At 64.4% G+C, this 11134-nt stretch carries 14 protein-coding genes; 7 read left to right on the top strand and 7 right to left on the bottom strand.

Annotated elements, in window-relative coordinates; translation table 11 throughout:
• Positions 1 to 34 precede the first annotated feature (34 nt).
• Entirely contained in the window at positions 35 to 625 is a 591-nt protein-coding gene (gene pdxT, locus L8V22_RS02640; protein ID WP_238800082.1) for a pyridoxal 5'-phosphate synthase glutaminase subunit PdxT, read from the bottom strand.
• Positions 619 to 1521, bottom strand: a complete 903-nt coding sequence (gene pdxS, locus L8V22_RS02645) for a pyridoxal 5'-phosphate synthase lyase subunit PdxS (RefSeq protein ID WP_238800085.1) — start codon at positions 1519 to 1521, stop codon at positions 619 to 621. The genes pdxT and pdxS overlap by 7 nt, the downstream gene beginning before the upstream one ends.
• Positions 1522 to 1602: 81 nt before the next feature.
• On the opposite strand from pdxS, the gene pdxR reads away from it, so the two are divergent.
• The 4 genes from pdxR to metX all read left to right on the top strand — a co-directional run bounded on the left by pdxR (position 1603) and on the right by metX (position 5624).
• Complete coding sequence (gene pdxR, locus L8V22_RS02650) at positions 1603 to 2907, top strand: MocR-like pyridoxine biosynthesis transcription factor PdxR (protein ID WP_238800087.1); 1305 nt, start codon at positions 1603 to 1605, stop codon at positions 2905 to 2907.
• A 37-nt stretch (positions 2908 to 2944) separates the two neighbouring features.
• The gene (locus tag L8V22_RS02655) at positions 2945 to 3094 is read left to right on the top strand and encodes a hypothetical protein (protein ID WP_238800089.1); all 150 of its coding nucleotides are present in this window, start codon (positions 2945 to 2947) and stop codon (positions 3092 to 3094) included.
• Positions 3095 to 3192: 98 nt separating this feature from the next.
• A complete protein-coding gene (locus L8V22_RS02660; protein WP_238800091.1) occupies positions 3193 to 4509 on the top strand; it encodes an O-acetylhomoserine/O-acetylserine sulfhydrylase in 1317 nt (438 codons plus the stop codon).
• Entirely contained in the window at positions 4506 to 5624 is a 1119-nt protein-coding gene (metX, locus tag L8V22_RS02665) for a homoserine O-acetyltransferase MetX (protein WP_238800107.1), read from the top strand. The genes L8V22_RS02660 and metX overlap by 4 nt, the downstream gene beginning before the upstream one ends.
• A gap of 114 nt (positions 5625 to 5738) precedes the next feature.
• Here metX and L8V22_RS02670 read toward each other — a convergent pair whose 3' ends face one another.
• The 3 genes from L8V22_RS02670 to L8V22_RS02680 form a co-directional block, all read right to left on the bottom strand.
• On the bottom strand, positions 5739 to 6719 hold the full coding sequence (locus tag L8V22_RS02670) for an HNH endonuclease signature motif containing protein (RefSeq protein ID WP_238800109.1): 981 nt from the start codon (positions 6717 to 6719) through the stop codon (positions 5739 to 5741).
• A 126-nt stretch (positions 6720 to 6845) separates the two neighbouring features.
• Entirely contained in the window at positions 6846 to 7160 is a 315-nt protein-coding gene (locus tag L8V22_RS02675; RefSeq protein ID WP_238800111.1) for a DUF3017 domain-containing protein, read from the bottom strand.
• Positions 7157 to 8005, bottom strand: coding sequence for a bifunctional methylenetetrahydrofolate dehydrogenase/methenyltetrahydrofolate cyclohydrolase (locus L8V22_RS02680; RefSeq protein WP_238800112.1), 849 nt, complete (start codon positions 8003 to 8005; stop codon positions 7157 to 7159). Before L8V22_RS02680 ends, L8V22_RS02675 begins: the two co-directional genes overlap by 4 nt.
• Positions 8006 to 8028: 23 nt before the next feature.
• Here L8V22_RS02680 and L8V22_RS02685 point away from each other — a divergent pair, with 23 nt between their 5' ends.
• Positions 8029 to 8499, top strand: a complete 471-nt coding sequence (locus L8V22_RS02685; protein WP_005322648.1) for a tRNA (cytidine(34)-2'-O)-methyltransferase — start codon at positions 8029 to 8031, stop codon at positions 8497 to 8499.
• On the opposite strand, the gene L8V22_RS02690 is transcribed toward L8V22_RS02685, so the two are convergent.
• Positions 8483 to 9796 (bottom strand): PH domain-containing protein, encoded by a 1314-nt coding sequence (locus L8V22_RS02690; RefSeq protein ID WP_238800134.1) that lies wholly within the window; start codon positions 9794 to 9796, stop codon positions 8483 to 8485. The two genes, L8V22_RS02685 and L8V22_RS02690, sit on opposite strands and share 17 nt — an antisense overlap.
• Entirely contained in the window at positions 9793 to 10254 is a 462-nt protein-coding gene (locus L8V22_RS02695; RefSeq protein ID WP_238800136.1) for a PH domain-containing protein, read from the bottom strand. The genes L8V22_RS02690 and L8V22_RS02695 overlap by 4 nt, the downstream gene beginning before the upstream one ends.
• Before the next feature lie 111 nt (positions 10255 to 10365).
• On the opposite strand from L8V22_RS02695, the gene L8V22_RS02700 reads away from it, so the two are divergent.
• Positions 10366 to 10914 carry a hypothetical protein gene (locus tag L8V22_RS02700; RefSeq protein WP_238800138.1) on the top strand — a complete coding sequence of 183 codons (549 nt, stop codon included), beginning with the start codon at positions 10366 to 10368 and terminating at the stop codon, positions 10912 to 10914.
• A 1-nt stretch (position 10915) separates the two neighbouring features.
• Positions 10916 to 11125: a helix-turn-helix domain-containing protein gene (locus L8V22_RS02705; protein ID WP_420839939.1), complete on the top strand. Its 210-nt coding sequence runs from the start codon at positions 10916 to 10918 to the stop codon at positions 11123 to 11125.
• Positions 11126 to 11134: the final 9 nt, after the last annotated feature.

The raw sequence follows: 11134 nt of genomic DNA on the forward strand, positions 1-11134 counted from the left end.
TCGATTCGCTGCGGGGCGGCTTTGGTGTGCGTGCCTAGAAGCTTTCGAGCCAGGCGGCGTGCACGCGGGCGTCGCCATTTTCTTCTGGGTGGAAGCTCAGCGCCGTCACGCGGCCCTGGCGCACGCCGACCACCGCGTCGCCGTTCTCACCCGGCACCGTCGCGATGACCTCGACGCCCTCGCCCACGCGGGTGACCAGCGGCGCGCGAATAAAGCTCGCCTCGATGTCGAGAGTTTCCTCGCCCGCCGTCACGGGCACCGTGCGCTCTTCGGAAAAGCGCTGGTTGCCAAAGGCATTGCGGCGTACAGTCACGTCCAATAGGCCCAGGGTTTGCTGCCCCGGCGCGGGGTTATCGAGCTCGCGGGCGCAATAAATGAGCCCCGCGCAGGTCGCGAGCACCGGCAATCCTGCGGCCGCGGCGTCGCGCAGCGGCTCGGTCAGTCCGAAGCTACGCGCCAGCTTATCGATGACACTCGACTCGCCGCCCGGAATCACCAGCCCATCGAGCCCGTCCAGGTCGCGCGGGACCCGCACCCTGCGAGTCACCACACCGAGCCCGTCCAGAATGCGCAGGTGCTCCTCGACGCCGCCCTGCAGCGCCAGCACCCCGACAGTGGCTACCATCCGCGCTCAGCCAGGCGGTGCGGTGCAGGCACGTCGTTGACGTTAATGCCCACCATGGCCTCGCCCAGGCCGCGGGAAAGCTTGGCGAGCTCTGCGGGGTCGTCGTACAGCGTGGCAGCCTTCACGATGGCCTCCGCGCGCGCCGCCGGATTGCCGGACCTGAAGATGCCGGAGCCCACGAAGACGCCTTCGGCGCCCATCTGGCGGACAAGGGCGGCGTCGGCAGGCGTGGCCACGCCACCGGCCACGAAGAGCACGACCGGAAGCTTGCCGGTCTCCGCAACCTCTGCGACCAGGTCGTACGGTGCCTGGAGCTCCTTGGCCGCGACATAAAGCTCGTCTCGGTCCAGGTGGCGCAGGCGCGCGATTTCCGCCTTAATGGTGCGCAGGTGCTTCACGGCCTCGGAGACATCGCCGGTGCCGGCCTCGCCCTTGGAGCGAATCATGGCCGCGCCCTCGGTGATGCGGCGCAGCGCCTCGCCCAGGTTGGTGGCGCCGCACACGAACGGCACGTCAAAGTCCCACTTATTGATGTGGTTGACGTAATCTGCCGGGCTGAGCACCTCGGACTCATCGATGAAGTCCACGCCCAGCTCGCCCAGGATCTGCGCCTCCACAAAGTGGCCGATACGGGCCTTGGCCATGACTGGGATATCCACGGCCTCGACGATGCCCTCGATAAGCTCCGGGTCAGACATGCGGGCCACACCGCCTTGCGCGCGGATATCGGCCGGCACGCGCTCCAGCGCCATCACGGCCGAGGCGCCCGCGTCCTCCGCAATGCGCGCCTGTTCCGGCGTAACGACGTCCATGATGACGCCGCCCTTCAACATATCGGCTAGTCCTCGCTTCACGCGCGTGGTAGCGCGTCCTTGTTCATTTACCTGTTCAGTCATAGGTACCATAGTGGCCCACATAATTGGTACAAGACAAGAGCCATTTTCAGCGTGTTGGATTGGACCACTTATGATGGGTCCGTGCCCCTTCGCCTCGACCCCTCTGATACGCGGCCGCTGCCCGTGCAAATCGCCGCCGCCTTGCGCGCCCAGGTTGCCGCCGGCGTCCTCCTGCCCGGCGAGCGCGTTCCCTCGACCCGCCACTTGGCTTCGCAGCTCGGCATTTCCCGAGGCAGCGTGGTCACTGCCTACGACCAACTCACGGCCGAGGGCTACCTCACCGCCGAGGTTGGCTCCGGCACCGTCATCAACCCGCTGCTCCCCCACGCGCGTGCCCCACGGCCGGAGCCAACCCCCGAACCGGCCGCTGAGCCCGAACTGGTGTCGCTGACACCCGGCCTTCCCGACACCGCCGGCATCCTCACCCCTGAATGGAGGGCCGCGTGGCGTGCGGCGGCCGTCGACCCCTCCGGCGATCTGCCCCGCGAGGTCGCCGCCCACCTGCGCCACATGCGCGGGCTCACCGTGGACCCAGCCTGCGTTCTCATCACCGCCGGCGCCCGCGACGGCCTCTCCGTGCTCCTGCGCGCCCTCGGCCGCCAGTTGCGCGTGGGCGTGGAATCCCCCGGCTACCCCAGCCTGCGCCGGGTGCCCCACGCCCTCGGCCACACCTTGGTGGAAATCCCCACCGGCCCCGAAGGCGTCACCGTCCCCGCGGCCGATCTCGACGCTCTCATCGTCACCCCCAGCCACCAATACCCCTACGGCGGCTCGCTGCCCGCAGCCCGGCGCGCCGAACTCGTCGAATGGGCCCGCACACACGACGCCCTCCTCATCGAGGACGACTTCGACTCCGAACTGCGCTACGTCGGCCAGCCACTGCCCGCCCTGGCCGCCCTCGCCCCGGAGCACACCGTGCTGCTAGGCACCTTCTCCTCGGTCATCTCCCCCTCCATTGCCTGCGGTTACCTCGTCGTCCCACCGCGCCTGCGCCCGGCCGTCGACCGCGTGCGCGAGGTCTTCGGCCAACCCGTCGGCGCCATCCCCCAGGCCGCACTCGCCCACTACCTTTCCAGCGGCGCTTTACGACGCCACACCGGCCGCATGCGCCGCACCTACAAACGCCGCCGCAACCTGGTAGCCGAAACGCTTGGTCCTATCGACGGGGCCCAACTCCTCCCCATCCACGGTGGCCTCCACGCGGTATTGCTGTGCGACCCGGCCGTGGTCCCCCGCGCCGCCGCCCGCGGCATTAAGCTCACCCCGCTGCGCGACTATTGGGGCGGCGCCGACGCCGAAGACGGCGTCGTCCTCGGCTTCGGCCACCTTAGCGACACCGAGCTGCGTACGAGCCTCTCCGCGGTCGCGGCCGCCTTAGGCGAGTGATACCGTAACCCCAAAGACCATAAAAGAAAGGTAATGCATGTCTATCGGCATCTGGGAACTTGCACTCATTCTTCTTTTTATCGTCGTGGCCGCCGGGGTCGTTGCTCTCATTACACGAATCTCCCGCGGCAACGACAAGAGCCACCACGCCGCCGATAATCCCCAAAATCACAACCGCTGCCCCTAATTTAACCGACCGCTTGGTCTATTTTTATTCTCGTTCCTGCCAGCGGTTTTTCCTAAACCCTTCCGCAGTACATACCGCTTGGTCTAGTCTTGCCAAGCATGACGACGAAATACGATAACTCCAATTCCGACTGGTCCTTCGCTACCCGCTCCGTACACGCGGGCCAAAACCTCGACGGGCACCACAACGCCCGCAACGTGCCGATTTACCAGACCACCTCCTACGTCTTTAACGACGCCGAGCACGCAGCCAACCGCTTCAACCTTTCCGACGCCGGCCCCATCTACACCCGCCTGACCAACCCCACCCAGGACGCGCTGGAAGAACGCCTCGCCTCCCTCGAGGGCGGCGTCGCGGCCGTCGCCTTCGCTTCGGGCCAAGCCGCCGAGACCGCGGCCATTTTGAACCTCGCCTCGGCCGGCGACCACATCGTGACCTCCCCGCGCCTCTACGGCGGCACCTCCACCCTCTTTACCGTCACGCTCAAGCGCCTAGGCATCGACGTCACCCTCGTCGAGGACCCGGATGACCCGCAGTCCTGGCAGGACGCCGTCCAGCCGAATACCAAGGCCTTCTACGGCGAGACCTTCGGCAACCCCGTGGCCGATGTTCTCGATATCCCGGCCATCGCCGAGATCGCCCACCACAACCAGGTCCCGCTCATCGTGGATAACACCATCGCCACCGCCGCCCTCGCGCGGCCGCTGGACCTCGGCGCGGACATCGTCGTGGTCTCCACCACCAAGTTCTACACCGGCAATGGCTCGGCCATCGGCGGCGCGATTATCGACGGCGGCTCCTTCGACTGGACCGTCACCCGCAACGGTGAGCCCGTCTTCCCCTACTTCGTCTCCCCAGACGAGGCCTACCACGGCCTAAAGTACGCCGATCTTGGCGCCCCAGCCTTCGCGCTCAAGGCCCGCGCCGGCCTGCTGCGCGATACCGGCGCCGCCATCTCCCCCTTCAACGCCTGGCTGACGCTGAATGGAATCGAGACGGTGGGGCTGCGCGTCGAAAAGCACAATGCCAACGCCCAAGCCGTTGCCGAGTACCTGGAAGGCCACGCCAAGGTCACCAAGGTCAACTACGCCGGCCTGGATTCTTCACCGTATAAGGCCACCAAGGAAAAGCTCGGCTACGCCTATACCGGCTCCGTGCTCTCCTTCGACATCGACGGCGGGCGCGAGGAAGCCTGGGCGTTTATCGACGCCCTCAAGCTCCACTCCAACCTCGCCAATATCGGCGACACCCGTTCCCTGGCCGTGCACCCGGCAACCACCACGCACTCCCAGTCCGACGAGCCTGCGCTTGCCGCGGCCGGCATCACCCAGTCCACCATCCGCCTATCCGTGGGCATCGAGCACATCGATGACATCATCGCGGACCTCGAGCTAGGCTTTAACGCACTGGCATGAAGCTAGTTAATATCGGCGACTTCCACACCGAAGCCGGCGCCACGCTTGCCGACGCCCACATTGCCTACCACCGCTTCGGCCACCTCCTCGGCGATCCCCACGGCCGCAATAACGTCATTGTGGTTGAACACGCCCTGACCGGTGACTCGAATGTGGCCGAATGGTGGGCTGATCTGGTCGGCCCTGGCAAGGCGCTAGATACGACGAAGTGGTGCGTTATCGCCACCAACGCACTGGGCGGCTGCGGCGGCTCCACCGGCCCCGCCTCCCCGCACCCAGACGACGGCTGCGCCTGGGGCTCGCGCTTCCCTGCGCTTTCGGTGCGCGACCTCGTCGCGGCCGAGCGCGCCGCGCTCCGCGAGCTCGGCATCACCCACGTCCACGCCATCATTGGCGGCTCGATGGGCGGCGCGCGCACGCTGGAGTGGACGCTGATGCACCCCGAGGCCGTTGATGCGGCTTGCGTCATTGCCGTATCGGCCCGCGCTTCCGCCTGGCAGATTGGCATCCAGTCGGCGCAAATCGCGGCCATCGAGCAGGATTCCTTCTGGCACGGCGGCGATTACTACGCCTCCGCCCAGCGCCCGCGCGAGGGGCTGGCGGCCGCGCGTCGCATTGCACACCTGACGTATCGCGGCGAGCAGGAAATCGACGAGCGCTTCGGCGTCCAAGCCCAGACCGGCGAGAACCCGCTCGGGCCCTACCGCCGCCGCAATGAGCGCTTTGCCGTCAACTCCTACCTGGACTATCAGGGCATCAAGCTGGCCGACCGCTTTGACGCCGGCTCCTACGTCACCCTCACCGAGGCGCTCAACCGCCACGATATTGGCCGCGGCCGCGGCGGTCTCAACCGCGCGCTGGGCTCGTCCGAGGTGCCAACGATGGTCGTCGGCGTGGACACGGATATCTTGTACCCGTATCACCAGCAAGAACACATCTCGCGCAATCTTGGCAACCTATTGGCGATGGCGAAGGTCGTCTCCCCGGTAGGCCACGACGCTTTTCTTACCGAATCACGCCAAATGGATCGCATACTGCGCAACTTCCTTAGACTTTCCCAGCCGGACCCGCGCATTGATTCAGCGGCAGGCGATCCCACCGAGTACTCGATTTAAAAAGCTCGCGGCAGCAAGGATCGCCAAAGCCGCGCAGCGCGCACTAGCGGTAAGCGGTGCGGCACGCTGCGCTGGGCCTATGGATTGACGGGGCGAGCAGAGGCGGAACGCGGCTCAGCGATCTTCGGGCGGTGTAGCCCAGGGCGGGCGCCAGACGATGCCTTCGCCGGGGCGGCGCTCGAGTCGGCCGCGGCGCGGCGGCGCATTGGGGTCATCATCATTGACCCCATTGTGATACTTGCAGGCCATGGTGAGGTTTTCGGGATTGGTGTCCCCACCGAGCAGCCACGGGGTGAGATGGTGGACCTGGCATTCATCCGCCGGCGTGTGGCAGTCGGGCCACGGGCACACAGGGTTTTCTGCCATCGCCATTTGGCGTTGCTTCCATGTAGCCAAGCGCCGCGATTGATAAAGGTTTACGGGGCCGGTGACGGGGTGGATGAGGGTGATAAGGCCGACGTCGGAAAGCGCGCGGCGGACTAGGTCCGCACCAGTTATCTGGGCGCCATTGGTCAGCTGCAAGGTGACGTCCTCGCCATGGATGACCTTCACCATCTCATTCAGGCTAAGCACCATATTGGTGGTGATTGTGGAGGTAGAGGCGCCCTCGGCGAAGACGCGACGGGCATCGGCGACGGTGGAGACGTGGTTATTAATCTCTACAACCAACTCGGACTCGGCGGTAATTGTCAGTGTCCACAGGTCATCGCGGCGGCGGGTCAGGCGCACGCCTTCGGAGCGCTTGGTGGCGCGCTCCTCGCGCACCATGCGGCGGGCGCGCTTTTCAATCTCGCTAGTAGAAAGGCGCAGTGCGCATAGTTCCTCGCGCAATGCCCAGGCCGCCCGCTGGGTTTTCATCTTCTGCGCGAAGTGCTCGATAATCTTCAACGCGTCGAGCGGCAACAAAGTGCGGCGGGCGGCGCGCTGTTTGGCACCAAAGGAGGTGCGGCCAAAGTAAGTATCGGCTAGGCGGGCAAACTCGGCGGCCTCGCGATCACTAAAGCCCTTATCGACGAGCTCTTCTACCGACAGCCCAACGCACTCCCCGATGAGCACCATCGGGGAGTTCACGGCTGCCAGGTAGTTCGAAATCATGGCCCCGAGCCTAAGCCGGCTGCGCATACCAGCGCGCGGTGGCGGCCCGGAGCTTGTGGATAACCGGCCGAACCACACCCTTTCAGGCCGAAATAGGTGAAGACTCTACGAAAAACCTGTGGATAACTAGCTCCCGAGCGAGTCCACAGAAAAGGCCAGAAAGGCCATCACGGCGCCGACCAGGCCGGTAAAGCAGGCATCAAAGCGGCGCGAGCGTACGGCCAGCACGCCAACGCGGCTGGAATCACACGTCAGTCGGACCACGGTGAGCCACAGCAAGGCTAGGCCGAGGAGGAACGTGGCCCGGCGCCAGTATTCGAAGACGGCATAGCCGCCGGAGATAACCACGCCAGCCACGAAGATGCCAATTGCTGCCCACTGCGCGGCAGGCGGCAGCGGGGAGGGCTGGAGGTTAGCGTCATGCGGATTGTCTAGATTCACGCCAACTTTTCCGCGCGCTCGACGATATTGCGCACCAAGAAAGCTCGGGTCAGCGGGCCGACGCCGCCGGGGTTCGGCGAGACGAACCCAGCCTTATCCCAGCAATCTGGGTGAATGTCGCCGGTGAGCTTGCCGTCGACGCGGGAGACTCCGACGTCGAGAAGCGCGGCGCCTTCCTTAATCATGTCCGCGGTGAGCATGTGGGGCTGGCCGGCTGCGGCAATGACGATATCGGCCTCGCGGGTCTCTGCCGCCAATTCCTTGGTGCCGGTGTGGCACAGCGTGACGGTGGAGTTCTCGCTGCGGCGGGTAAGCATCAGGCCGATGGGGCGACCAACGGTCACGCCGCGACCAATGACCACGGTCTTGGCGCCGTTAAGCTCGACGCCGAAGCGGCGCAGCAAGTGCAGACAGCCGTTCGGGGTGCACGGCAGGGGCGCCTCCTCGTTGAGCACGAGCTTGCCCAGGTTAACCGGGTGCAGGCCGTCAGCGTCCTTTTCAGGATCGATGCGCTCGAGGATGGCGTTTTCATCCAAGTGCTTAGGCAGTGGCAGCTGGACGATGTAGCCGGTGCAGGCGTCATCGGCATTGAGCTCATCGATGACGGCTTCTAGTTCTTTCTGGGTGATATCGGCCGGCAGGTCCTTGCGGATGGAGTTGATGCCAAGCTTTTCGCAGTCGCGGTGCTTCATCTTCACATAGGATTGGGAGCCTGGATCCTCGCCTACGAGGACAGTGGCGAGGCCGGGGGTAATCCCCTTCTCCTTCAGCGCGGACACGCGCTGGGCAAGGTCGGAAAAAATCTCGTCGCGGTACAGTGTGCCATCTAGTTTGGTAGCGCTCATAGCCACCATCCTAGACTGAAGGCATGAGCCAGCTGCACATTGTCTTTGATAACCCAGTCATCCCTACTAATACGGGCAACGCCATCCGTACGGCCGCGGTGACGGGCGCGAGCTTGCACCTGATTGAGCCGCTGGGCTTTAATTTCGACGATAAGCACTTAAAGCGCGCTGGACTGGATTATCACGATCTGGCCGATGTGCAGATTCACAAGGATTTTCAGGCCTGCATGGACGCGCTGCCGGGGGCGCGCGTATTCGCGTTTACCACGCATACGGATAAGTGGTTTACGGATATCGAATACCAGGAGGGCGATGTCTTGCTTTTCGGCACGGAGCCGACCGGCCTGCCGGAGGAGCATATTAACCATCCGCGCGTGACGGACCGCGTGCGCATTCCGATGGTGCCGGCTAGGCGCTCGATGAACCTGTCGAATTCGGCGTCGACGGCCGTATTCGAGGCGTGGCGCCAGCTGGGATTTAACGGGGCGGTTTAAGCCCTGGCAGCTGGCGGGAGCGCAGGCGGGCAAGGAGTGCGGTGGCGTCGGCAAGCGTGAGGTTGCGCGCGGCCATGCGCACGGGCCCCTGGACTAGGTCGAGGTCGACGGTGGCTAGGCCGAGCGCCTGGGAAATCGGCCCGCGGCGGTAGGTGAGCTCCTGGATATGGGAGGCGTGGATGGCCTTGACCCGGCGGTTGAGCCGGCCGTTGCGCACGATGACGTAGTCGCCGATGAGCGCGACGGTTTGCTGGCGGTAGTCCAGCGGGGAGACCCACTTGGCGCGGGCCGGCGAGGCGTAGGTGGGGGCGGCGTCGGCCGGGAGGAATTGCCGAGCTTGGGCGAGGGTGCCCACCGGCAGGATGCGGGTGGAGCCAGAAGCCTTGCCGCTTGCCGACGCCCCATATCCCGCCACCGAAACCCTCACCTCGTACCAGCCCAGCGGCCGCCAGAGGAAGGGCTGAGTAATTTGTACGGCGTGGATGCGGTCGAGGCGGATGCTTTGGCGGCGGCGGTCGGCCAGACCGTAGGTGATGTTGAGTACCTCGCCGTCGGTGCGGGCGGTGTAGCGCCAGGAAGAATCGAGCACGTTCCAGGCGTTGGGTATCGCGCCGACGAGGATGGGCAGCGCGGTCGAGAGCGGCAACCGGGTGACCACGACGAGGATGAGGAAGCCGACGAGGAAGAGCGTGGACGTACGTAACGCGGCTGCAATCAGGGAGCGGGCGATGGGGATTTCAGGCACGAGAGCTGGTTCCTCGGCCGGTGTCTCGGTGTGGGAGATGGGAGCACCGTGAACGCGGGCGAGGATGTCATCGCGTAGGGCCTCGGCGTCGGACTTTTTTAGGTAGGCGATTTCGATGGCGGACGATTGACCGCCTGCGGTTTCCACGCGCACGGCCGCGAGGCGAAAGAGTCGGGCAATGACGGGCTCGACGACGTCAACGGCCTGCGTGCGGTCATAGCGTGCGGTGCGCAGCTGGACAGATAATAGGCCGCGGCGCAGAGAAAGCTCTTCTGCGCCGAGCCGATAGCCCATGCGGCGCCACCATAGGCCGGAGACGAGCCACACCACCGCGCAGACCGCGATGAAACCGGCTAGGGCGAGGGCGGTATCGCGCAAGGCCTCGCCGCGGTGTTCGCCGGTAATAAAAGCGAAGATATCGCGCAGGGCTGCCATGTTGACGTTGAGGGCGAAGGCCGCGATGAGGGCCAAGATGATCGACCACAGACGCAGCAGCGGGGTGAGGCGGTGGACGCGTTGATACTGCGGTTGCGTGCTGGACTGGTCTCTCATAGGCCGCTCATCCGTTCGCGGGCTTGGTGGGCAAGGCGGGTACGGAGGGCGTCGGCAAGCGGGGCTTCTAGGCCCTTAATGGTGGCGTCTGTGCTGGCTGAGGCCGTGTGGAGCTGCAACTTTTTCAGCCCGAGCGCGCGGTCGATGGGCCCGGAGGTGACATCGACGAATTGGATGCGGCCATAGGGCACGACGGTGAAGGTGTACCAGAGCTTGCCGCGGGTGATAAGTAGCTCATCGTCGGTTTCGAGCCAGCCCATGTTGCGCACTTGGGCGGGGATGAGCCAGAGCAGCCAGAAGAAAAGGGCGACGAAAATTCCGGCCGCCCAGTAGAACCACGGGGTCCACCAAAAACCTGCAGCAGCGGCGACCGCGGCGAGCAGAAACATCCAGCTCAGGTGGTGGATATAGCGCGAGGTCACCAGTCGCTGTGAGACGGGATTCATTTCTTCGCTCATAGCTATTGACAGTATCAATCGGGTTCACCCCTTGCGCCACTTATCGCTATTCGATATTATCGAATTACGACAACATCGATAGTCGATAAGTTATCGGCGGAAAGGATTGTCATGACCACCCCACAACCCACCCCTAAGGCCGAGCGTCGCGAAATTAATGCGGCAGCCGGTCTCGCCCTCCTCACCATCATCATCCTCGGCCCCACCTACCTGCGCGACCTTGCCACCGGCCGCTTTTCCACCGCACTGAGCGCAGCCATCCCAGAAGGCCTAAGCAAACACAACCTCGACGGCGGACCATTCTGGATGCTCACCGCAGCGCTCGCCGTCAAGATTGCGGCAATCTTAATCATCGCGTTCTTTGCCTATCGCCTAGTTAAACCGATGCTTCGCGGGCAGGTTTTTAATACGAAAAATATCCGCCTCCTGAACGGAATGACCGCCGGCATCCTCGTCTGGTTTATCGGACGGTTCGTACTCGAAGGCCTGGGCAATAACTGGGCCTCCTCACAGCTTGGAATCGACTGGTGGGCTAGTCAGGACGGAACGTCCCTTGGCGAGCTCGCCCTGCCCTACCTCTTCGTCTGTACCTTGCAGCTCTTCTCAGCCGCCATCAAGCGCGGCTGCACGCTAGAAGAGGAGGTCGAAGGCCTTGTCTGAGATACATGAACCCCAAGTAATCTGCCACCTCGACCGGATTATGCAAGAGCGCGACATTACCGGCGCGGCGCTCGCTAGAGAAGTAGGAATCACCCCAGTTAACCTCTCCGTACTGAAGAATAATCGCGCCAAGGCCGTACGCTTTAGCACCCTGGCAGCACTGTGCGCGGCACTGGACTGCCAGCCGGGAGATATCTTCGGCGTCGAGTAACAACCCTTG

The sequence above is a fragment of the Corynebacterium yonathiae genome (assembly GCF_027570195.1).
GTDB lineage: Bacteria > Actinomycetota > Actinomycetes > Mycobacteriales > Mycobacteriaceae > Corynebacterium > Corynebacterium yonathiae.

Coding starts and splice junctions, on each gene's coding strand:
- L8V22_RS02685 (WP_005322648.1), top strand. CDS start 8,029: ATGAGCCAGCTGCACATTGTCTTTGATAACCCAGTCATCCCTACTAAT.
- L8V22_RS02660 (WP_238800091.1), top strand. CDS start 3,193: ATGACGACGAAATACGATAACTCCAATTCCGACTGGTCCTTCGCTACC.
- L8V22_RS02700 (WP_238800138.1), top strand. CDS start 10,366: ATGACCACCCCACAACCCACCCCTAAGGCCGAGCGTCGCGAAATTAAT.
- L8V22_RS02670 (WP_238800109.1), bottom strand. CDS start 6,719: ATGATTTCGAACTACCTGGCAGCCGTGAACTCCCCGATGGTGCTCATC.
- metX (WP_238800107.1), top strand. CDS start 4,506: ATGAAGCTAGTTAATATCGGCGACTTCCACACCGAAGCCGGCGCCACG.
- L8V22_RS02690 (WP_238800134.1), bottom strand. CDS start 9,796: ATGAGAGACCAGTCCAGCACGCAACCGCAGTATCAACGCGTCCACCGC.
- L8V22_RS02695 (WP_238800136.1), bottom strand. CDS start 10,254: ATGAGCGAAGAAATGAATCCCGTCTCACAGCGACTGGTGACCTCGCGC.
- pdxT (WP_238800082.1), bottom strand. CDS start 625: ATGGTAGCCACTGTCGGGGTGCTGGCGCTGCAGGGCGGCGTCGAGGAG.
- L8V22_RS02655 (WP_238800089.1), top strand. CDS start 2,945: ATGTCTATCGGCATCTGGGAACTTGCACTCATTCTTCTTTTTATCGTC.
- L8V22_RS02680 (WP_238800112.1), bottom strand. CDS start 8,005: ATGAGCGCTACCAAACTAGATGGCACACTGTACCGCGACGAGATTTTT.
- pdxS (WP_238800085.1), bottom strand. CDS start 1,521: ATGACTGAACAGGTAAATGAACAAGGACGCGCTACCACGCGCGTGAAG.